Here is a 21,355-nt window from a genome sequence, read left to right as displayed (position 1 = left end):
TGCACCATGCGAGTGATCTTGAGGCTATTACAATTCTTTAACTTGGCCTTCTCACCAATCACACGAAGTCAATCGTGCGATCGGTGAGCGTCTGTCAGGCAAGAGTGCCATGGCAGTGTTTGTACTTCTGGCCCGATCCGCACGGACAAGGCGCATTGCGGCTGATGCCCATCCCGGCATAGGGATCGGTCCCGCCCTGCGCCGGTGCGCCCGAACCTGCCATCGGCGGGGTAAAGGTGCCGAACAGCTGGCCAGCCGGCACCGGCCGCGCGTTGTCGTCGCCAGTCAGCGGGTCGATGTGGCTGGTCAGGAAATCGGGCAGCTCGGGCAGCTGGAAGTCTTCAGGCGGACCCATGCGGATCTCGCTCGTCATCAGGATGCGCGTCACGTCCTCGCGGATCACTTCTAGCATCTTCTCGAACAAGCCGAAGGCTTCCTGCTTGTATTCGTTGATCGGCGTCTTCTGCGCATAGGCGCGCAGGAACACCACCTGCCGCAGCGCATCGAGCGTCGCGAGATGCTCCTTCCAGTGGTGATCGAGCCGCTCGAGCAGCACCGACTTCTCGAGATTGCGCCATGACGCCGGATCGACGGTCTCGAGCTTCGCGGCCATCTTTTCCTCTGCCATCGCCGCAATGCGTTCCTCGATGACGTCAGGCTCGAGCCCATCCTCCGAGAGCCAGGCATCGAACGGCGGCTCAAGGCCCAGGATGCCGCTCACGCGCTCAGCCAGCAGCGGCACATTCCACTGTTCGGGGTAGGAGCCAGGCGGGCAGGCATCGGCAACGATCGCGTTGATCGTGTCCTGCCGCATGTCGAGCACGACATCCTCGACCGCCTCGGCATCCATGATGTCGGCGCGCTGTTCGTAGATCACCTTGCGCTGGTCGTTCATCACGTTGTCGTATTCGACGACCTGCTTGCGTACGTCGTAGTTGCGCGCCTCGACCTTCTTCTGCGCGGTCTCGATCGCCTTCGAAAGCCAGCGCGAACCGATCGCCTCACCGTCCGCAAGGTTCGAATTCATCATGCGGGCAAACAGCGTGTCCGGCCCGAAGATGCGCAGGAGATCGTCCTCAAGGCAAAGGTAGAACTTGGAGAGGCCAGGATCGCCCTGACGGCCCGAACGGCCGCGCAGCTGGTTGTCGATGCGGCGGCTTTCGTGCCGCTCGGTGCCGATCACGCAGAGCCCGCCCGCGGCAAGCACCTTGGCCTTTTCTTCGGCGACTTCGGCCTTGATCCGGGCGATCCCCGCCTCGCGCTCCGGCCCTTCGGGCACCTCGCGCAGTTCGTCCTCGATGCGGAACTCGGCATTGCCGCCGAGCTGAATGTCGGTGCCGCGCCCGGCCATGTTGGTCGCGATGGTCACTGCGCCAAGCCGGCCAGCCTGCGCCACGATATGAGCTTCCATCTCGTGGAAACGGGCGTTCAGAACGTTGTGCTTCACGCCTTCCTGGTTGAGGAACTCGGACAGCATTTCCGACTTCTCGATGGAGACGGTGCCGACGAGCACCGGCTGACCGCTGTCGTACCGCTCGCGGATCAGCTTCGCGATCGCCTGGAACTTGTCAGTCGTGTTCTTGTAGAACTCGTCTTCCTCGTCGCGGCGCTGCACCGGCACGTTGGTCGGGATCGTGACGACGTTCATCTTGTAGATGTCGAAGAACTCCGGCGCCTCGGTCGCGGCGGTGCCGGTCATGCCCGAAAGCTTGGGATACATGCGGAAGTAGTTCTGGAAGGTGATCGAGGCCATCGTCTGGTTCTCGGGCTCGATCTGCACGCCTTCCTTGGCTTCCACTGCCTGGTGCAGCCCGTTCGACCAGCGCCGCCCGTCCATCATGCGGCCGGTGAACTCGTCGATGATGACGACCTTGTCGTCCTTCACGATGTAGTCGATGTCCCGCTTGAACATGACATTGGCCTTGAGCGCCTGATCGAGGTGGTGGACCACCATCGTGTTCTCGACGTCATAGAGGTTCGAGCCGACCAGCAGCCCGGCGTCCTCAAGCTTGCGCTCGACCCATTCGACCCCGTCTTCGGTCAGCGAGATGTTCTTGGTCTTCTCGTCCGCCTCGTAGAGCGAGGGATCGATCTGCTTAACCACCGCGTCGACCGAGACGTAGAGCTCGCTCTTGTCGTCCGTCGGGCCCGAAATGATCAGCGGCGTGCGCGCCTCGTCGATCAGGATCGAGTCCACTTCGTCGACGATCGCGAAGTTGAACGGGCGGTGCACCATCTGGGACCGTTCGTGCTTCATGTTGTCACGCAGGTAATCGAAGCCGAGCTCGTTGTTGGTGGCATAGGTAATGTCGGCCTCGTAGGCCTGCCGCCGCTCGTACTCGTTCATGTTGGGCACGATCACGCCGACAGTGAGGCCAAGGAACTTGTGGATCTGGCCCATCCATTCCGCGTCACGCTTGGCAAGGTAATCGTTGACGGTGACGACGTGGACGCCCTTGCCCTCGATCGCATTGAGGTAGGAGGCGAGCGTTGCCACCAGCGTCTTGCCCTCGCCGGTGCGCATTTCGGCGATTTCGCCGCGGTGGAGCACGATGCCGCCGATCATCTGAACATCGAAATGGCGCATGCCGAGCACACGGCGCGAGGCCTCGCGGCAGGTGGCGAAGGCTTCGGGCAGAATGTCATCAAGCGTCTTGCCCGCTTCGAGCTGCCCGCGCAGCTTAGCCGTCTGGCCCTGCAGTTCCTCGTCGCTAAGCGCCTGCATTTCCGGTTCGTAAGCGGCGATGGCGCGCACGATCTTGTCGAGCGACTTGACGTAACGATCGTTGGACGAGCCGAAAATGGCCTTGGCGATGCTGCCGAGCATGGCTGTATTCCTTTTCTGAATTGGGGTGCGCGGACTGAACCGCGCCGGTCAGGCGTCCGCGCGTTGGCGGAGCGGGGTAGCTATCGGATGCGGGGCCCTATTCGAGCGGCCGGTCCCAGATGCTGATGGTGATCGCGCGGATGAACGCGAGAACCGGGAGGACGATCGTGCGGACCGGACGCTGTTCGCACGCCGGACGCTGTGCCTTGGCCAGGCCAACCTCGGCCTTGCGCTCCTGGCTTGCCACCAGCAGCGTGCCTGCCGCCGCACCGATCATTTCCGAGCGCGCAGAGGTTGCCGCCACTTCGGAAAGCGAGAGGCCCGAAAGCAAGGCAAGAAGGACGAGCAGCAGCCGCATTACTGGCGCAGATAAGGGGAATTGCCCCGCAGGTCTACCACCACAGCGAAGATTTATTGCACGCACGGCCGCCAGCCTCGGCGATTGAAGCGGGGCGCACGCCGCGCTAGGGCCGTTTCCATGGCCCACGACCGCTCCCCCCTCGCCCAGCCTTTCCCCGCACTCCCCGCCATCAACGGGGCAACACCGCGCATTGCCCGCGCCGGTTACAAGGACTGGGGCCGCTGCGACCTGACCATCGTGGAACTGAGCGAGGGCACAGCAGTGGCTGGCGTGTTCACCCGCAATGTCTGCTGCTCGTCCGAAGTCGAGCTGGGCCGCCTGAATGTCGCGCAGGGCCGCGCCCGGGCGCTGGTGGTCAATGCAGGCAACGCCAATGCCTTCACCGGCTACCGGGGGCGCGAGGCGGTCGAGGCGATCATGGATCAGGTTGCAGGGCACCTTGGCTGCGACCGCGCGGAGGTCTTCGTCTCCTCCACCGGCGTGATCGGCGTGCCGCTGCCCAAGGACAAGGCCCGCGCCGGGATCGAGGCCGCGCTGCTGGCCGAGCCCTGCTCGTGGGAGGACGCCGCCAACACGATCGGCACCACCGACACCTTCGCCAAGGGTGCGACTGCCACAGCCATGGTCGGCGGCGTCAAGGTCACGCTCAGCGCCATCATCAAGGGCAGCGGCATGATCGCGCCCGATATGGCGACCATGCTGGGCTATGTGTTCACCGATGCGGCGGTCGACCCGGCGTTCCTGCAGGCCTGCCTCTCCGACACGAATACGCGCACGTTTTCCTGCATCACGGTCGATAGCGACACTTCGACCAGCGACACGGTGCTGGCGTTTGCCACTGGCGCTGCGGGCAATGCCCCGCTCGTGTCAGCAGACAGCCCCGGCGCCGATGCCTTTGCCGCCGCGCTGCATGACGTCTGCCGCCAACTCGCCCACCTTGTCGTGCGCGACGGCGAAGGGGCGCAGAAGTTCATCGCGGTGACGGTGAGCGGCGCCGTCAGCGACGAAAGCGCCCGCCGTGTGGGGCTCGCGATTGCCAATTCGCCGCTGGTGAAGACCGCCATCGCCGGCGAGGACGCCAATTGGGGCCGCGTCGTCATGGCCGTCGGGAAGGCGGGGGAACCTGCCGACCGCGACCGGCTTTCCATCGGCTTTGGCGGTACCTGGGCCGCGCGCGAAGGACAGCCGCTGCCCGATTACGACGAAGCGCCGGTTGCCGCGCACCTCAAGGGGCAGGAGATCACCATCGAGGTCGATCTCGGCCTTGGCGAGGGCCGCGCGGCGGTGTGGACCTGCGATCTCACCCATGGCTACATCGCGATCAACGCCGATTATCGCTCATGAGCGAAGCCCTCGACAGCCAGATCGCCGCGCTGCTGCGCCGCGTTGCCGCCGAGGCGATTCTGCCGCGCTACCAGACATTGGCCGAGCACGAAGTCATCGCCAAGGCGGCCAACGACATGGTCACGATTGCCGATACCGAGGCAGAAGCCCTGCTGGCCGAGGGCCTCGCGACGATCCTGCCCGAGGCGGCGATTGTCGGTGAGGAAGCGGTACACGCCGACCCTGCCCTCATGTCACGGCTTGATACAGGGCTGTGCTGGATCATCGATCCCGTCGACGGCACCAACAACTTCGCCGCCGGCAAGCCGCCCTTCGGCATTATCCTTGCGCTCAGCGACGGGGGTGAGACGCAAAGCGGGTGGATCTACGATCCGCTGCAGGACCGGCTGTGCATCGCGCACAAGGGCAAGGGCGCTTTCGTGAATGGCGAGCGGGTGACTGCCCGTCCGACCGGAGGAGCGCAGCCCATCGCCGCGATCAGCACGGTGTTCCTCGATCCGGCCCAGCGCGCCGCCGTACAGACCCGCATCGCGCCGCACTACACGCTGGTCGATATCCCGCGCTGCGCCGCCGAGCAGTATCCGCGCCTCGTGCTGGGGGTGAACGATATCTCGGTGTTCGAGCGCACTTTGCCGTGGGACCATGCAGCGGGCGTGCTGTTCGTCAACGAAGCGGGGGGCAAGGCGGCTCGGCCAGATGGTTCACCGTACCGCACCGATCAGCACGGGCAAAAAGGCCTGTTTGCAGCCTCTTCACCCGCGCTGTTTGAAGAATTTGTGAAGCACTCGCTCGGCTGATCTGCTCTCACTGCGCCGGATCTCGCACCTTGAACGGATCCGTCGGCGCGGGCTGCGCGGGCAGCACGGCGCGCGGCAGTTCCTTGTCGCTGTTGGCCGCCTGCCACAGCATCCCCGCCATGATCACCGCCGCCTGCCGCATGTCATCGCCGCGCATGTGGTCCACCGTATCGAGATTGGAGTGGTGGACGCGGCTGTCATAATCCAGCGGGTCCTGAATGAACTGATAGCCGGGAAGCCCGATCGCCTGCATGAACACGTGGTCGGTGCCGCCGGTCTTGCTAACGACCAGCTTGTCCGCGCCCAGCATGTTGAACGGGCTGAGCCATTCCCTGAGCAGCTTCTCGGCGCCAAGATTGCCTTCGCTGTAGATCCCCCGGAACCGGCCGGAGCCGTTGTCCATGTTGAAATAGGCCTTGAGCTGGCTGTATTCGGGCTTGGGCGTGATCGGGAAGGCGTTGCGCCAGGCGACGTAGGAATCGATGCCCTTGAGCGCGGGATCGACCGGGCGCGTGGCGAGGTGCTGCTCGATATAGGCCCGGCTGCCGAGAAGGCCCTGCTCCTCCCCGCTCCACAGCACAAATCGGATCGTCCGCCTGGGCTTGATGCCGAGCTTGGAAATCAGCCGCGCCGCTTCGAGCACCGTGATGCTGCCCGCGCCGTTGTCATTGGCACCATCACCCGCAATCCAGCTGTCGAAATGCGCACCGGCCATGACGAAGCCCGCTTTGGGATCGCTGCCCGGGATCTCGGCGACCACGTTCTCGGCCTTGAGGTTGCTTTCGTCATACCGCGCGGCAACAGTGATCGCGACTTCGGGCGCGTCGCCGGTTTTCGCCAGACGCACCAGCCGGCGATAGTCTTCCTGCGCCAGTTCGATGGCGGGCAGCGCAAGCGTCTGGCCGGGCTGGAAATCGTAGCCCTCGCCGTGGACCAGCTTGCCGTCGCGGTAGCTGATCTTGATCATCGCCACAGCGCCCTCGGCCTTGAGGAAAGCGGCGAGTTTGCCCTGAAAGCGGCGATTGCGGACCTGGATCGCCGGCGCATCGGGATCGAAATCGGGCTTGGTATAGGTATCAAGCGCGGCGATATCGCTGTCCGTATAGCGCTCGAACACCGGCCCCTTGCTCTCGCTCGTCTGGCCCGGAAGCGAGACAAGCACGATCTTGCCCGCGAGCTTGCCCTTCCACTCGGCAAAGTGCTCCGCGCGCGACATCGGGGCGATCACGATGGGAGCCTTGATGGTGCCGCCCGTCGGCGGCGACCAGGCAACCGGGATCGCCGTCAGCGGCAAGGCGCGCGGGGTCACCATGGCGACCGAATAGCTGTCGAGGTTCCAGCCTACACCGAAGTCGAACGGCTCGACATGCACGTTGGCAAGGCCGCGCTGGCGCAGCAGGTCCATCGCCCAGCTTTCCGCCTTGCGATGGCTTTCGGAATTGGTGAGCCGCGGGCCGATGCGGTCCATCAGCGCCGAGGCGGTCGTCATCGCCTCGCTGCGGTTCATGCCCTCGTCGATGATGCGCGCGATGGCAGCATTGTCGCTGTCAGGCGCGGCCTGAACGGGGCTTGCGGCAAGAGGGGCAATCAGGCTCGCCGCGCAGAGCAGAGCGAAACGGCGAGAAGGCGAAATCGGCATGGCAAGGCGGCTCCGGAAGCAGGGGTGCAGGACCGCAGTCTTGCACCCCGCTTGGCGCTTGCCAACCCGGTGCCTTAAAGAACGCTTTCCAGCCAGCCCTTGAGCTGGCTCTTCGGCGCGGCGCCCAGCTTCTGGGCGACGGCCTTGCCATCCTTGAACAGCACCATCAGCGGGATCGACTGCACGCCGATTTCGCCCGGAATCGAGGTGTTTTCCATGATGTCCATCTTCACGATGGAAACCTTGTCGGCCAGCTCTTCCGAAATCTCTTCTAGCGCGGGCGCGATCATCTTGCAGGGGCCGCACCAGTCGGCCCAGAAATCGACGAGAACGGGCTTGTCGGAGCCGAGCACATCGGCGGCGAAGCTGGCATCGGTAACGGCTTTGGTGGCCATATCAGGAAACTCCTTGGGGTTGCGCCAGTATGTAAGCGCTCTGGCGCGCCGCGCAAGAAAGCAGCGCTAAAAGCTTTCCTGCGCGGCCTGAAGGGCTGGCTTTTGCGCCGCGATCACCGCATCGGGAATCACGATCAGGCAGGGCGTGTGCGTGTAAAGCAGTGCAGCCTCGATCCGGCGCCCCGGATAGATCGCTTCGAGCGCGGCGACATAGGCGGCCATCTGCCTGAGGCTCGCCAGCGGCACATCCGCGATATCCTGCGGCGGGCGGCGATCCGTCTTGAAATCAACCACGCGGACGCGGTCTTCCTGAAGAAGCAGCCGGTCGAGCGTGCCGCTCACCACGCGTTCGCCGACGACGGCGGCAATCGGCACTTCGGCAAGCGAGCCGGGACCAAACACTTCGGCCCAGGCCGGTTCGGCAAGCACGCGCAGCGCCGCTGCGGCCATGGCCGCGCGCGCCTCATCATCGAAGTCGGCGGCCATGCGCGCAAGCCATGTCGTCGCGGCCGCCTCGCGCGCGGCGGGAGGCAGTTCAGGCAGGCGTTCGATCAGCTTGTGGAGCAACGTGCCGCGCCGTGCCGCAAGGCGGGCGGCAGGGCCCGGAGGCGATGGCGGATCGGACGCATCGCCCGCTTCCCCCAGCCCCGATGGCGCCAGCGGGCGCGGCGGGCGCGGCTCGGCCGGGAGCGGCGCGGCCAGCCACTCCGGCAGGGCTTCGCCAGGTCCTGTCGGCGGCGGCGCGGCAACGATGGCCGGGGCAAGCGGCCCGAGCCCGCCAAGCTGGCGGGTCGCCCCCCAGATCGTATCCTCGCGCCAGGCGCCGTCTTCCTCGCCGAACAGCGGGGCGAGCTGCGCATACCAGCTTTCCTCGGGCGGTGCCTTCGCCTTGCTGCCCAGCGCGCCGCCGATAAACAACGCTTCCTCGGCCCGCGTCATGGCGACATAGAGCAGGCGCCAATGCTCTTCCCGCTCGGCAGCCGCAGCCGCTTCGGCGGCCTCGCGCACAGGCCCCGCCTGCTCGGCCTTGCGCAAGGGCGGCAGCGGCACCTTGCGGCGCTCGTCGACCACCAGTTCCTCGAGCGCCAGCCCGCGCGGCATCGACTTGTCGGGATCGGCAGCCGCGTCCGCCAGGATCACGATGGGCGCTTCGAGGCCCTTCGAACCATGCACGGTCATCACCCGCACGAGATCGGCCTTCTGGCCTGCCTCGCGCTTCAGCTCGCCATCGCCGGCGTCGAACCATTGCAGGAAGCCGACAAGGCTCGGCGTCTGGCCGCCGGCATAGGCCATGGCGGCATTGATCAACTCGTCGATCGGATCGTTGGCCTCGTCACCAAGCCGGGCGACCAGCTTGCGGCGGCCCTGCCACGGCCCCACCAGCAGCCAGTGCAGCAATTGCGCCGGAGAGCCGAAATCAGCGCGGGCAAGCGCACCGCGCAGCTGCTCCATCGCCGGATAAGTGGCCGGGCCTTCAGTCTGCCGCAAGTGATCCCACAGCCGCACGCCCTTGGCGCGGTAGCCATGCTCCAGCAGCATGTCCTGCGACCAGCCCACCAGCGGCGAAACCAGAAGTGAAGCGAGGTTGAGGTCGTCGAGCGGCTGCGCGCAGAAGCGCAAGGCGGCGACCAGATCCTTCACCGCCAGCGGCGCGCCGAGCCGCAAGCGGTCCACCCCCGCCACCGGCACGCCGCGCGCATGGAGCCGCGCGACGATCAGCCCCGCTAGCGCCTTGCGCGAGCGCACCAGCACCATGATATCACCGGGCGTGGCGCGGCGCGGGCCGCCCTTGTGGAGCGGAAAGCCGGTATCGAGCCATTGGCGCACCTGCTGCGCGATCTGATCGGCCATCAACCGATCCGGGCGGGAGAGCCAGGTCTCGCCGCCTTCGTCACCGTCCCCTGCCGGGGCGTCGTCCTCCTCATCAGCCGCGCCGCCAACGGTGCGCCACAGCGTGACAAGGCCCGGGCGCGCGTCATCCCCGCGATGCTGCTCGGGCGCCTCGGGCAGACCAAACCGCTCCGGTCCGATCGCCGCAATCGCGCGGTCGACAAAGGCGAGCACGGATGCGGCCGTGCGGTAGGACCGGCCCAGCCCCAGCGGCAGCAGTGCCTTCGCCGGGTCGGCAGTGGCCTCCGCCAGCTCATCCAGCTGCCGCTTCACCCGCTCGCGCGCGGCGGCGAAGTTTTCCGGGCTCGTGCCCTGAAAGCCGAAGATCGCCTGCTTGTAGTCACCGACCACAAACAGCGTGCGGTTCACATCCCCGCGCTGCCCCTCGCCGCTGAAGAAATCGCCGACGAGGCCATCGAGCACGATGCGCCACTGCGCGGTGTTGGTATCCTGCGCTTCGTCGACGAGAATGTGATCGAAGCGGCGATCGAGCTTGTAGCGGATCCATTCGGCGGGTGCCTGCTTGGTCAGGAGATCGGCTGCCGCACGGATCTGGTCGTCGAAATCGATGAAGCCCTCGCGCGCCTTGGCTTCGGCCCAGGCAAGGGCAAAGCGCCGGCCCAGTGTGAGCGCGGGATCGAGGCGGGCGGCAAGATCGATCAGCGCGCGCATCTCCTGCACGCGCTGCAAGTCCTCGATCACGCAGTCCTGATAGTCGGCATAGGCGGGTTCGTGCTTCAGAAGATAGCGCGGTGATCTGGGCTCGCCTTTTCCGGTCAGAAATCTTCCCGCGAAGTCATCCAGTCCAGCGATTCGGGCGCGAGGATCGGACTCCAGCCAATCCTGCATAACCGACGCTGCATCCATGCCCTGCGCGGTCCCCCAGCGCCGGTTGGCCTCCATGCACACTTCAACCGCGCGCACATCGAACGCGCTGTCGCGCACCAGATCGGCAAGGCCGGCGCCGTCCTCTTCGGCATCGAGCCCGAGCAGCCTGTTGATCCGGGGGCGCAGCGGTGGCTGCCAGGCGCCGGGTCTTTCCCACAGCGCGTGGGCCGAAGCGCAGCGCAGCAGGAACGCCGGCACCGCATCCTCGCCCATGCGCAGGCTGAGGTCTTCGAGCGCGGCGAAGAGCGCATCATCGCCTTGCTCCTGCGCGGTGATCAGCAGGTCCGCCAGCACCTCGCGCAAGAGGAGATCGCGGTCGCGGTCCTCCATCGCGCGCGTGCCGGGCACGAGCCCAGCCTCCGCCGGAAAGGCCCCCAGCAGCCACTGCGAGAAGGCATGGATCGTCTCGATCCTGAGGCCGCCGCCCGGGCAATCGAGCACCGCGGCAAACAGGCTGCGGGCGCGGGCCGTTGCTGCCGGACCATAGGGCGCGCCGATCGCCTTGAGTTCGCCTGCCAGTTCGATTTCGGGCAAGCGCACCCAGCGCGCCAGCACCTCGTTCACGCGCGTCGCCATTTCGGCCGCGCCGGCCTTGGTGAACGTCAGACACAGGATCTGATCGGGCGAAACGCCATCCTGCAATAGCAGGCGCAGCACCCGCGCGGAGAGGACCTGTGTCTTGCCTGTGCCTGCGGAGGCCGAGAGCCACACGGTCCGCTCCGGCTGCACGGCAAGGCGCTGGTTGTCCTGAAGCGGATAGACCTTGCTCATGCAGGCTTCGCTCCCCGCCCCTGCCACTCTTCGAGCCGCATCAGCTGGTCATAATCGGTATAGCCGGGGAGGTCCGGATTGGGCCGCGCGGTGAAAGGCTCGGTGCCAAGGATCCACTTGTCGATGGCCTCGATCAGGAAGCCCTCGGTCTTCGCGACGAATTCCTCGCGCGGCAGGCCCGTCGTCTTGCGACTGCCCGGAACCGGTTCCTCGCAATAGCCGAAGGTGTCCGACTTCTTCTGCAGCGACCAGTATTCGAAGCCATGCACCTTGCCGCCCAGCCCGGCGAACCCGCCCCGCTCGGCAATCAACGCGACAAGGCCGAGCTGCAGCGCATAGCCTTCCTGCACCATCTTGCCCGAAGGCGGCTTGCCGGTCTTGTAGTCGACCACCGCCAGCGTGCCATCGGCGAGGCGATCGATCCGGTCCGCCCGGCCGTGGATCGTCACGCCCTTGATCTCGGTCGCGCCGGTCTTCTCCCACAGCACCGGCTGACGGCCTTGCACGGCAAGCTCGGCGTTGTGGTCTTCCACCCATTGCAGCGCCGCCAGCAGCCGTGGCCGCCACAGCCCGCGCATGAAGGGGTGCGCGCTGAGTTCGGCGAGGGTCTGCTCGGCCAGCGGCAGGAGGTCACCGCGCTTGCTGCCGCCATCGTGCCACTTCTGCAGCACCGCGTGCACCACTGTTCCCCGCCATGCTGCCGTTGGCACCGCATCAAGCGCATCGAGCTTGCGCAGGCCCATGATCGCCGAGGCATAGAACTGGTAGGGATCGCCCCGCAGCCGGTCGAGCGCGGTCGAGGCGATGCTGACGCGGCGCTGCTCCGCGCTCGGCATCGGCTCCGGCTGCGGATAGGCCTCGGCAGGCGGCGCCTTGTCGAGCGCGCGGGCAATGCGCACGGCTTCGGTCTCTTGCTCCAGTTCGCGCCCGAGCATCGCGCGGATGCGCAGCAGGAAGCGCGAGGGGATCACCGGCCCTGATGCATCGCGCGCCGCATGGCTGAGCACGACGTCCGGCGCGCCCAAAGCGGCGGCGAGATTGTGCGCGGCAAGGCCAATGCGGAAATCGGCGCCGGGAATGCCCAGCGCCCGCATCACGGGCGGTGCCAGCAGGGGATCGGGTGCAGGCGCGGCGGGCCACTTGCCTTCCGTCATCCCCGCGCAGATCACCAGCTCCGCGCGGCTCATCCGCGCTTCGAGCAAGCCGTAGATGGCAAGACGCGGATGGCCGCCATAGGGCGGGCGCACCGCGATTTCGGCCAGCGCATCGCCGAGCAGTGCGTGCAGGTCGGCGGACTCCACCGGCAGCGTGCTGCCCTGCGCCGCCTCACGCCATTGTTCGACGAACGCCGCCAGCGCGCGGCCATCGGCCTCGCCCCAGATCGCCCCTCCGCACAGGGCCTCGGCCACTCCGGCCAGCGTATCGAGCCCCAGCGCCAGCGACGGCGGCGCGGCATCATGCAGGAGCGGCGCCAGAATTGCGGCTACCTCGTCCCACCATGCAGAAAGGCCGGGACAGGCCGCCTCCTTGGCGGCAACGGCGCGACCAACGGCCTCCAGCCCCGGCCCGGGACGCGGGCCCCGCAGCACGAGATCCAGCTGGCGCACACGCTCCAGCCATGCCGGGCGCCCTTCCCCGCGCCGCACCAGCGGATGGCCCAGAAGTGCGAGGAGCGGCACCGGCGCGGCAGCGGTTGCCGCAATCTCGGCAAGCTGGAGCAGGACCCGCCCGGCCGGGGTCTGCGACAGCGGGCGGCCCGCCGTATCATCGGCTGCAATCCCCCAGCGCTCGAGATGGGCCACGAGCCGCTGCGCCAGATCGCGATCGGGCGTGATGACGGCCACGCGCTTCTCCGGCTCGGCCAGCGCCTGCCGCACCAGCACCGCAACGGCCTGCGCTTCCTCTTCCGGGTGCGCGGTTTCCATCAGGCGAACGCCCGAAAGGCGCCGCGCTTCCGCAGGCAATTCTGCCCAGACCGTGCTGGCTTCGGGCGGCAGGAACAGGTTCGAGATCGCGCGGCTGCGTTCGGGCGGGGCGGCAGCCGGGCCGGAGCGGTGCCATGCCGCTACTTCACCGCGCGCAATCCCCATGCGCGCGAGCAGGAGCTTGAGGTGGTATTGCGGATGCGTCGCCACATCATCGCGGCCAAACACCGGCGCATCGGGCCGCTCGCTATTGCCCGCCGCACCCAGCGCATTCCAGACAGCATCCGGCAGCGCCAGATCGAGATCGGGCAGGATCACCGCGCCCTGCGGCAATTCCGAAACGACCCGCAGCAACCGTGCGACCGCAGGCGCTGCCGATGTGACGCCGGCCGCCACCACCGGATGAGCCGGGGCCTCGCGCCGCCAACGCTCGGCGACATGCGCCAGCAGGCGGTTGCGGCGGATCGGTGCGTCGATCTCCCCGCGCTCCTCGCACCGCGCCCGCCAGCGCGCGAGAATGCGGGCAAATTGCGCGGTCCCCTGCCGCCAGTGCTCGGCGAGTTCGCCAACCAGCCCGATCACTTCGGGGTCGAGCAGCGCTTCCAATTCGACATCCTCGACCGCGAGCCGGTCCATCGCCTGCGCCAGCACGCGCGCCTGCCGGAGCAGCCCCGGCGCAGACGTGGTGCGCGTATCGGGATCGCTGCGGAGCATTTCGGCCAGGGCGAGCAGCCGCGCGGCAGGATCGGCCGCTGGCGGCAGGTCGGCGCCCTGCCCCAAGGGATCGAGCAGCGGCCCCAGCGTCTCGTCGAGATCGAGATCGCCGACAACCGCCATGCGCGGGAGCAGCAACCCGCCCTCCGGACCGCTCGCCCGGATGAACGCCTCGGTCACAATGCGCACCGCGCGGCGGGTCGGCAGCAGCAGGGTCAGCCGCGCGAGGCCAAAGCCCTCCTCGCGGTAGCGCGGGATGAGCCCCGCCACGAGCGCGTCGGCAAAGCCGCGATGTGCGGCGATCGAATAGACGCTCGGCTTGCGGTCAGCCACGCTGCAATGCGGCTTCGGTCGGCGCAATCATTTCGGGCGCACCGACTTCGAACCACAGGCCATTGTGCGAAATGCCGTAGAGCCGCCCGTCCGCAATGGCGCGGTCCCACAGCACGCCGGTCGAGAAGGCCCCTTGCGGCGCATCCCGCAGCAGGCGCTGCGAAACGATCTGGATGCCGGTATAGATAAACGGCGCGACCCGGCCGGGCTTGCGGCGGCTGATGCGCCCCAACGGATCGAGGTGGAAATCACCGCGCCCGGTGTAGTTGAACGCCCGCGCGTGGTTCACCAGCAGCAGCAGCGCATCCATCCGCGCCGGGTCCCACGCATCGCTTAGCGCGGCAAAAGCGTTTTGCGGGCCATCAAGCCAGACATTGTCGCTGTTGAGGCAGAAGAACGGATCGGCATCGATCAGCGGCAAGGCTTTGACCATGCCGCCGCCCGTTTCGAGCAGCGCCTCGCGTTCGTCCGAAACGGCGATGGCGGGTGCACTGCGCTGCGCCAGATGCGCCTCGATCTGCCCGGGCAGGTAATGCACATTGACCACCGCGCGCGACACGCCAGCTTCAACCAGCTTGTCGAGGCTGTGATCAATCAGCGCGCGGCCATTGACGCGAACCAGCGGCTTGGGCCGCGTCGCCGTCAGCGGGCGCATGCGCTTGCCGATCCCGGCGGCGAGCACCATGGCGACATCGCTGACGAGCGTGGTCATACGTTGAACGTCCCGCCGAGGCGTTCGCGCAAGTCATCCGGAATGTTGGCATCGAACCAGCGTGCGACCGGCGCCAGCGCGGGATGCGCCAGATCGCGCTCCAAAAGGCCCCACACACGTGGGATATAGTCGAGGTAGCGCGGCTTGCCGTCACGCCGCCACAGCCGCACGAAAATGCCCACGATCTTCGCGTTGCGCTGCGCGCCGAGCCGGGCGTAGTCCTCGGCAAAGCTCGCGTCCGCGCCGCTTGCGGCCACGTAGTGATCGAGCATCTCACGCTCCAGCGCCGGATCAACTTCGCGCCGCGCATCCTGCAGCAGCGAGACGAGATCGTAGGCGGCATGGCCAACCAGCGCGTCCTGAAAATCGAGCAGGCCCTGCTTGCCGAGCCCGCCATCGAGCATGATGTTCTCGGCATGGTAGTCGCGCAGCACCGTCACCCCCGGGCGCTGGCGCGAGAGCAGCGGGCCGAGCACTTGCTCCCACGCCTGCATCCATCCGGCCAGATCGACACCCAGCCCCTGCACCGGGCAATACCATTCGACAAAGAGCCGCGCCTCTCGCTGGTATTCGCTCAGCGAGTAGCCGGTGAACGGCCCCGGTGGCAGACGATGCAATTGCAGCAGGGCATCGACCGCGTGGGTATAGACTTCGCGCTCGTCCTGCGGCCAGGCATCGACATATTCGCGCATGCGGACTTCGCCGAAATCCTGCAGCAGCACGAAGCCCTTCGCAGCATCCTCCGCATAGATCTGCGGCGCGCGCAGGCCGTTCGCGTCCAGCCAGCGGGCCGCGCGCAGAAACGGTTCGGGGTCTTCGCCCGGCGGCGGCGCATGCATCAGCATCGCGGTCGCGCCCGGGCGGCGCAGACGGAAATAGCGGCGCGCGGAGGCATCACCGGGGATCGGTTCGATCACCGCAGTGCCCCAGCCCGCGGCGGAAAGAAACGGATGGGCGCCTTCTGGCAGGGCGCTTTCGGTAAGGGTCACGTCCATCCCCTGCGCTCTAGCCAATCGGGCCCCGCTTCCACAATGGCGCTTCGCTCGTTTTCGAGGATTTCCAGCCTTATCGACAGGCAGGCCGGTTCATGCGCGAAACCGCCAGCGTGTTCGGGCCATTCGGCAATCAGCACGGCATCGGCGCGGTAGTCGTCAAGGCCGAGTTCGATCGCTTCTTCCGGGTCCTCAAGCCGGTAGAAATCGGCATGGACGACGCGCAGCCGCAGCGCGGGCGGATCATAGACCTCGATGATCGCGAAGCTGGGGCTCGGCACTTCGCCAGTGTAGCCCAGCGCGGCGATGATCGCGCGCGCCAGCGTGGTCTTGCCTGCGCCGAGGCCACCGCTGAGCGCGATGACGTCGCCGGGATGCAACAGGCCGGCGATCCGCCTTGCCAGAGCGTCGGTTGCAGCAAGATCGGGAAGCGGAATGATCATGCCCCGATCTCCTTCATGGCAGCGTCACCATTGCGCTGGTCCCCTCGCCCTTTTCCGACAGGAGCTCGAACGTGCCGCCATGCGCGGCGACAAGCTGGCGGACCAGCGGCAGGCCGACCCCGCCGCGCCGCTCGACCGAGCGGCCATCGGCACTGATCTTGAGCCCTTCAAGCGCTCGGGCAAGCTGCGCCGGGTCCATGCCCAGACCATTGTCGGAAACGACGATCTGCAGCGCGCCCTTGCCGCCCTTGCCACCTTTGCGGCGCGTGGCTTCGACGAGGATGCGGCCGCCTTTGGGGGTTGCGGCAATGGCATTGTCGATCAGCTGGCCGAACAGCCGCCTCAGCCGCTTGCGGTCGCCCGTCGCGCTACCGATGGCCGAACTGCCGCGCAGATCGAGCGTGATGCCGGCTTCGGTCAGCCGCTCGGCCCTCTCGCGCACCACGTCGCCGAGCAGGGGGAACAAGTCGACCGGCTCGGCGGCAAGCGGCAGGGTTCCCGCCTCGCTCTGCGAAAGATCGAGCACATTCTCGATCTGCTCGCCGAGCCGCTCGACCGAGGTGAGGATCGCGCTCACGTATTCCTGCGCCTGCGGGGAAAGGTCGCCCGCGATCCCGCTCTGCAGCAGCTCGGCAAACCCGCCGATCGAAGTAAGCGGGGTGCGGAACTCGTAGCTCATGTTGGCGATGAAGCGCGTTTTGACCGCGTCGGCCTCGACCAGCGCGGCATTGCGTTCGCGCAGCGCCGCCTCGGCCTTTTCGGAATCGGTGATGTCGAGCACGGTGAGAAGGCCATTGCCATCGGGGAGCGGCACCCCGGCGATGGCGAACGAGCGCCCGTCCGCGAGGAGGATCCGCCCGCTCTGCTGCTTGCGTTCGAGCGAGGCGGACTGGATCACCTGCCCGATCGTGCTGACCTGCGCCGGGCGCTTGAGCAGCTTGGCAATCCGGCTGAGCAGCGCATCGGCGCGCGGGTGGGTGGCAAGGAATTCCTCCTCGAGGCCCATCTCGCTCGCAAAACGCCGGTTCCACAACTGCAGCCTGCCATCGGGGCCGAATACGGCGAGCGATTCGAACAGGTTGTCGAACGTCGCGGTGCGGGTGCGCAGCAGCGTATCGCGCGTGGCGGAAAGCTGGAGCTGCTCGGTGCGGTCCTCGAAGATCATCAGCAGGCCGCCATCGGGCATCGGCTGGCCGATCACGCGCAGATGCGTGCCATCGCCGAGGTGCCACGATTCCTCGCGGGGTTCGCGGGAAAGGAACCAGCCCTGCCGCTCGCGCCGCCATTCGGGAAAGTCGCGCACTTCGGGCAGGCGCGCGCTGTCGCGCATGCGGTCGAGCACGCGGTCGAAGGGCGGTGTATCGACCACCCAGGCCTGCGGCACGCTGAAGATGCGCAGGAACGGCTGGTTGGCGAAGACGAGGTTCCGCTTTTCATCGAACTGCGCGATCCCCGCCGAAAGCGTATCGAGCATCTCGCGCTGCGCTTCGCGGAAGCGGCGGAACTGGCGCTGCAGTTCCTCCATTTCCTCGGTATCGACCGCGTAGCCGGCAACGCCGTCGTCGCCCAGCGGCAGGTCCGAAACGCGGATCGAACGGCGCTGTCCGCCGATCGTCGCGGAGACCACCCGTTCGATCGGCAAACGGCGGCTGAAGACCTGCTGGGCGATCTTGGCCGCGCTCACGCCCTCGAACGGCTCGATCAGCTCGGTGCCGGACGAGACCACATCCGCCGCACTCGTGGCACCCACCGCCTTGACATAGGCGCTATTGACGAGGCGCAACGCCATATCCGGACCGCGGAACCACATCGGCAGGGGCGCCGCCTCGATCAAGCCCGCCAGCGCCGCGAAATCCGCCCGAGCGGAAGCCGCCTCGGCCCGCAGGCGGCGCAGCTCGGCCACGCTGTCGGTAAAGTCGAAGAACCACACCAGCGCCGCGCCGCCGGGTGAGACTTGCGGATCGGCGAGATGGCCCCGCGCGCCAAGGCTGCGCTTGCCCCCGCGCGGGGTGAGCGCCAGTTCGAACGGGGCGCCGGTCTTCTGCGCCTTGCGCACCGCATCGCTGAGCTGCGAGAGCTGGACTTCATCGAGCCCGTTCTCCCCAGCATCAAGCTCGCTGAGAAAACCGGGCACCGCATCGAGCCCAAACCAGCCCGCAAGCCGGGAGGGCCCTTCGATCCGTCCGTCCGCCCGCACGAGCAAAGGCAGCGCGGGCGCTTCCTCGATCATGCGCGAAAGGCGGCGGGCGAGACGCTGGGTCGCTTCGGCCCGGGCGAGTCGGCCGCGGGCAGACAGCACCGCCCACGCGGCCCCCAGCGTCCAGGCGGCGAGCACAAGCGCAATGAGAACAAGGGCAAAGGGCGGCAGGACCATCCCTGCTTGGCTAGGGTGCGGCGCGGCAAATTACAATGTCACGCAAGGCACAAGCTGTGGGATCGGCGCATGAAAAAGGCCCGCGCTTGCACGCGGGCCCCATTCCGTCCGGTGGAGGTGGCAGACCTCCAGCGATGCTTAGTAGCGATAGTGATCCGGCTTGAACGGACCCTGCTGCGAGACGCCGATGTAGGCAGCCTGCTTGTCCGAAAGCTTCGAGAGCTGCACGCCGAGCTTGGCGAGGTGCAGCGCCGCGACCTTCTCGTCGAGATGCTTGGGCAGAACGTAGACTTCGTTCTTGTACTGGCTGCTCTTGGTGAACAGCTCGATCTGCGCCAGCGTCTGGTTGGTGAAGCTTGCGCTCATCACGAAGCTCGGGTGGCCGGTGGCGCAGCCGAGGTTCACAAGGCGGCCCTTGGCGAGCACGATGATCTGCTTGCCGTCCGGGAACTCGACGAGGTCGGTGCCCGGCTTCACTTCGGTCCACTTGTAGTTCGACAGCGCGGCGATCTGGATCTCGCTGTCGAAGTGACCGATGTTGCAGACGATCGACATCGGCTTCATCGCCTTCATGTGATCGGCGGTGATGACGTCCTCGTTGCCGGTCGCGGTCACGAAGATGTCGCAGCGCTTGACCGCTTCTTCCATGGTGACGACTTCATAGCCTTCCATCGCCGCCTGCAGCGCGCAGATCGGATCGATTTCGGTGACCATGACGCGCGCGCCGCCCTGGCGGAGCGAGGCGGCCGAACCCTTGCCGACATCGCCGAAGCCCGCGACGCAGGCGACCTTGCCGGCGAGCATCACGTCGGTGGCGCGGCGGATCGCGTCGACCAGCGATTCCTTGCAGCCATAGAGATTGTCGAACTTCGACTTGGTCACGCTGTCGTTCACGTTGATCGCGGGGAACGGCAGCTTGCCGTCCTTGGCGATCTGATAGAGGCGGTGAACGCCGGTGGTGGTCTCTTCCGAGACGCCCTTGATGTGGGCGACCGACATGGTGAGGTAGCCGGGCTTCTTCTTGAGGAACGCGGTGAGCGCGCGGACGAACTCGATTTCCTCGGCATTGCTCGGCTCGAACAGCGGTTCACCCGCTTCGACGCGCGCGCCCCAGAGCGCAAACATCGTGGCGTCACCGCCGTCGTCGAGGATCATGTTGGCGGTGCGGCCCGTGCCGTCATCCCAATCGAAGATCGAGCCGACATAGTCCCAGTATTCGGCAAGGCTCTCACCCTTGACCGCGAAGACCGGAATGCCGGCAGCGGCGATGGCGGCCGCGGCGTGGTCCTGCGTCGAGAAGATGTTGCAGGTGGCCCAGCGCACTTCGGCGCCGAGCGCTACGAGCGTCTCGATCAGCACGGCGGTCTGGATGGTCATGTGGAGCGAGCCGGTGATGCGCGCACCCTTGAGCGGCTGCGAGGGGCCGAACTCCTCGCGCAGCGCCATGAGGCCGGGCATTTCCGTCTCGGCAATCCTGATTTCGGCGCGCCCGAAGTCGGCAAGGCCGATATCGGCGATCACATAGTCTTTCCGGGCTTCAAGCACGCTGGCCACGAGGCAGTCTCCAAGATTGCAAGCAAAACGAAAGGCCCGCCATCTGGAGGGCCGCAATGGCTCCCCCCTTAGCGGGCCTCTCAGCAATGCGCAATGGGATATAAAGAAGTCTTTATATCACTTGCGGGCGGACTGACTTCTATTTGCGGCGGGCCGGCAGCCCGGCAACCGCCACCTGCACCGGGCAGGCTTCGAGCGCGACATCCTCGCCAACAAGCATTTCCGCGGCATTGGGGAGTGCCTCGCCGCCGCTATCGGCAAGAGCAGCGGTCACTTCACCCAGATCGGCACAGCCATAGCCTGCCTGCTCACCGTAGCGATTGGCCATGCGCACACTTGCCTTGTCGAGCGTTTCGAGCGCGCCGACCGAGCCCAGCCTCGTGCGCATTTCGCCAAGGATCGCCATGTTGGCCTTGCTCAGCATCGGGCGGTGGCGCAGCAGGAAGCGATCATAGGCGGCCCGGTAGTCCTGCCCGGAGGTGCGGCAGCGCAGCGATCCCACCATCAGCATGACGTCAAGCTGCCGCAGCTTTGCCGCACGCACGAGATCGGCAGACCAGCAGGTCGGTGCCGCCATGGCGGATGTTGTCGTGGTTGTTGCGAGCGCGCAGGCCATGGTTGCTGCACTCAGTGTCCGCGCAAGCGTGTTAAGGCGCATGTCCCGAATCTCCCCTCAAAGCCTTCCCAGCTTCGGGAACAGGAAGCACGCTCAGGATTTACCCGTTCTTCAAGAGTCGCGGTGAAGCGGACTTAACCATGGCCGCAGCGGTTGCGCTGTCACACACCGGGCCTATATCGGCCCATGCGCATCAACGCACAGATCAACACAACAAAGAGGATCCTTGCCCATGACGATTGCGGTTGGAGACAAGCTGCCTGACGTGAAGCTGGTGAAAGCCACGGCCGATGGCATCGATGCGGTGCAGTCCGCCGAATACTTTGCCGGCAAGCGCGTCGCGCTGTTCTCGGTTCCGGGCGCCTTCACCCCGACTTGCTCGGCCAAGCACCTGCCCGGCTTCGTGGAAAAGGCCGCCGAAATCCGCGCCAAGGGCGTGGACGAGATCGCCTGCACTGCCGTCAACGATCCCTTCGTGATGAAGGCCTGGGGCGCTGCTGCCGGTTCAGCCGACGTCACCATGCTGGCGGACGGCAACGGCGATTTCGCCAAGGCGCTCGGCCTCACGATGGACGGCACCGGCTTCGGCCTTGGCATCCGCGGCCAGCGTTTTGCCATGGTGATCAACGATGGGACTGTCGAGCAGCTCCACGTCGAAGCCCCGGGCGACTTCAAGGTCTCCTCGGCCGAGTATGTGCTCGAGAACCTTTGAAGTAATAAATCGTAATACTCATGCCGCAGTGCAGCGCATACGGCGCAGTGCTGCGGCATGGATTTGCC

Annotated in this window: 15 protein-coding genes; 3 read left to right on the top strand and 12 right to left on the bottom strand. The window is 66.6% G+C overall.

What is annotated here, in order from left to right:
* Positions 1-94 precede the first annotated feature (94 nt).
* Together secA and K5Q19_RS06495 are read right to left on the bottom strand one after the other, a co-directional pair.
* The gene (secA, locus tag K5Q19_RS06500; protein WP_292942400.1) at positions 95-2,827 is read right to left on the bottom strand and encodes a preprotein translocase subunit SecA; all 2,733 of its coding nucleotides are present in this window, start codon (positions 2,825-2,827) and stop codon (positions 95-97) included.
* A 97-nt stretch (positions 2,828-2,924) separates the two neighbouring features.
* Positions 2,925-3,185 (bottom strand): hypothetical protein, encoded by a 261-nt coding sequence (locus tag K5Q19_RS06495; RefSeq protein ID WP_292942397.1) that lies wholly within the window; start codon positions 3,183-3,185, stop codon positions 2,925-2,927.
* 120 nt (positions 3,186-3,305) lie between these two features.
* Between K5Q19_RS06495 and argJ the strand changes: the two genes are divergently transcribed.
* On the top strand, positions 3,306-4,532 hold the full coding sequence (gene argJ / locus K5Q19_RS06490; RefSeq protein ID WP_292942395.1) for a bifunctional glutamate N-acetyltransferase/amino-acid acetyltransferase ArgJ: 1,227 nt from the start codon (positions 3,306-3,308) through the stop codon (positions 4,530-4,532).
* On the top strand, positions 4,529-5,329 hold the full coding sequence (locus K5Q19_RS06485) for an inositol monophosphatase family protein (protein ID WP_292942393.1): 801 nt from the start codon (positions 4,529-4,531) through the stop codon (positions 5,327-5,329). Before argJ ends, K5Q19_RS06485 begins: the two co-directional genes overlap by 4 nt.
* A 7-nt stretch (positions 5,330-5,336) precedes the next feature.
* On the opposite strand, the gene K5Q19_RS06480 is transcribed toward K5Q19_RS06485, so the two are convergent.
* The 10 genes from K5Q19_RS06480 to K5Q19_RS06435 all read right to left on the bottom strand — a co-directional run bounded on the left by K5Q19_RS06480 (position 5,337) and on the right by K5Q19_RS06435 (position 20,617).
* Positions 5,337-6,968: a M20/M25/M40 family metallo-hydrolase gene (locus tag K5Q19_RS06480; RefSeq protein WP_292942388.1), complete on the bottom strand. Its 1,632-nt coding sequence runs from the start codon at positions 6,966-6,968 to the stop codon at positions 5,337-5,339.
* 74 nt (positions 6,969-7,042) lie between these two features.
* Positions 7,043-7,363, bottom strand: a complete 321-nt coding sequence (gene trxA, locus K5Q19_RS06475) for a thioredoxin (protein ID WP_292942385.1) — start codon at positions 7,361-7,363, stop codon at positions 7,043-7,045.
* 66 nt (positions 7,364-7,429) lie between these two features.
* Positions 7,430-10,912 (bottom strand): double-strand break repair helicase AddA, encoded by a 3,483-nt coding sequence (addA, locus tag K5Q19_RS06470; protein WP_292942383.1) that lies wholly within the window; start codon positions 10,910-10,912, stop codon positions 7,430-7,432.
* Entirely contained in the window at positions 10,909-13,884 is a 2,976-nt protein-coding gene (addB, locus tag K5Q19_RS06465) for a double-strand break repair protein AddB (RefSeq protein WP_292942380.1), read from the bottom strand. Before addB ends, addA begins: the two co-directional genes overlap by 4 nt.
* A complete protein-coding gene (locus tag K5Q19_RS06460; RefSeq protein ID WP_292942377.1) occupies positions 13,877-14,596 on the bottom strand; it encodes a nucleotidyltransferase family protein in 720 nt (239 codons plus the stop codon). Before K5Q19_RS06460 ends, addB begins: the two co-directional genes overlap by 8 nt.
* Positions 14,593-15,591, bottom strand: coding sequence for a phosphotransferase (locus tag K5Q19_RS06455; RefSeq protein ID WP_292942375.1), 999 nt, complete (start codon positions 15,589-15,591; stop codon positions 14,593-14,595). The genes K5Q19_RS06460 and K5Q19_RS06455 overlap by 4 nt, the downstream gene beginning before the upstream one ends.
* Positions 15,582-16,031: a tRNA (adenosine(37)-N6)-threonylcarbamoyltransferase complex ATPase subunit type 1 TsaE gene (tsaE, locus tag K5Q19_RS06450; protein ID WP_292942372.1), complete on the bottom strand. Its 450-nt coding sequence runs from the start codon at positions 16,029-16,031 to the stop codon at positions 15,582-15,584. The genes K5Q19_RS06455 and tsaE overlap by 10 nt, the downstream gene beginning before the upstream one ends.
* 13 nt (positions 16,032-16,044) lie before the next feature.
* On the bottom strand, positions 16,045-18,405 hold the full coding sequence (locus tag K5Q19_RS06445) for a PAS domain-containing sensor histidine kinase (protein WP_292942369.1): 2,361 nt from the start codon (positions 18,403-18,405) through the stop codon (positions 16,045-16,047).
* Between the two features lie 138 nt (positions 18,406-18,543).
* Complete coding sequence (gene ahcY, locus K5Q19_RS06440) at positions 18,544-19,959, bottom strand: adenosylhomocysteinase (protein ID WP_292942366.1); 1,416 nt, start codon at positions 19,957-19,959, stop codon at positions 18,544-18,546.
* 139 nt (positions 19,960-20,098) lie between these two features.
* The gene (locus K5Q19_RS06435) at positions 20,099-20,617 is read right to left on the bottom strand and encodes a hypothetical protein (RefSeq protein ID WP_292942363.1); all 519 of its coding nucleotides are present in this window, start codon (positions 20,615-20,617) and stop codon (positions 20,099-20,101) included.
* A 190-nt stretch (positions 20,618-20,807) separates the two neighbouring features.
* Between K5Q19_RS06435 and K5Q19_RS06430 the strand changes: the two genes are divergently transcribed.
* A complete protein-coding gene (locus K5Q19_RS06430) occupies positions 20,808-21,287 on the top strand; it encodes a peroxiredoxin (protein ID WP_072380723.1) in 480 nt (159 codons plus the stop codon).
* The last annotated feature ends 68 nt before the right edge of the window (positions 21,288-21,355 follow it).

Source organism: Novosphingobium sp. (assembly GCF_019748365.1).
In the GTDB taxonomy this organism is placed as follows: domain Bacteria; phylum Pseudomonadota; class Alphaproteobacteria; order Sphingomonadales; family Sphingomonadaceae; genus Novosphingobium.
This window is presented reverse-complemented; position numbering and strand designations above follow the sequence as displayed.

Coding starts and splice junctions, on each gene's coding strand:
- secA (WP_292942400.1), bottom strand. CDS start 2,827: ATGCTCGGCAGCATCGCCAAGGCCATTTTCGGCTCGTCCAACGATCGT.
- K5Q19_RS06495 (WP_292942397.1), bottom strand. CDS start 3,185: ATGCGGCTGCTGCTCGTCCTTCTTGCCTTGCTTTCGGGCCTCTCGCTT.
- argJ (WP_292942395.1), top strand. CDS start 3,306: ATGGCCCACGACCGCTCCCCCCTCGCCCAGCCTTTCCCCGCACTCCCC.
- K5Q19_RS06485 (WP_292942393.1), top strand. CDS start 4,529: ATGAGCGAAGCCCTCGACAGCCAGATCGCCGCGCTGCTGCGCCGCGTT.
- K5Q19_RS06480 (WP_292942388.1), bottom strand. CDS start 6,968: ATGCCGATTTCGCCTTCTCGCCGTTTCGCTCTGCTCTGCGCGGCGAGC.
- trxA (WP_292942385.1), bottom strand. CDS start 7,363: ATGGCCACCAAAGCCGTTACCGATGCCAGCTTCGCCGCCGATGTGCTC.
- addA (WP_292942383.1), bottom strand. CDS start 10,912: ATGAGCAAGGTCTATCCGCTTCAGGACAACCAGCGCCTTGCCGTGCAG.
- K5Q19_RS06460 (WP_292942377.1), bottom strand. CDS start 14,596: ATGACCACGCTCGTCAGCGATGTCGCCATGGTGCTCGCCGCCGGGATC.
- K5Q19_RS06455 (WP_292942375.1), bottom strand. CDS start 15,591: ATGGACGTGACCCTTACCGAAAGCGCCCTGCCAGAAGGCGCCCATCCG.
- tsaE (WP_292942372.1), bottom strand. CDS start 16,031: ATGATCATTCCGCTTCCCGATCTTGCTGCAACCGACGCTCTGGCAAGG.
- K5Q19_RS06445 (WP_292942369.1), bottom strand. CDS start 18,405: ATGGTCCTGCCGCCCTTTGCCCTTGTTCTCATTGCGCTTGTGCTCGCC.
- K5Q19_RS06435 (WP_292942363.1), bottom strand. CDS start 20,617: ATGCGCCTTAACACGCTTGCGCGGACACTGAGTGCAGCAACCATGGCC.
- K5Q19_RS06430 (WP_072380723.1), top strand. CDS start 20,808: ATGACGATTGCGGTTGGAGACAAGCTGCCTGACGTGAAGCTGGTGAAA.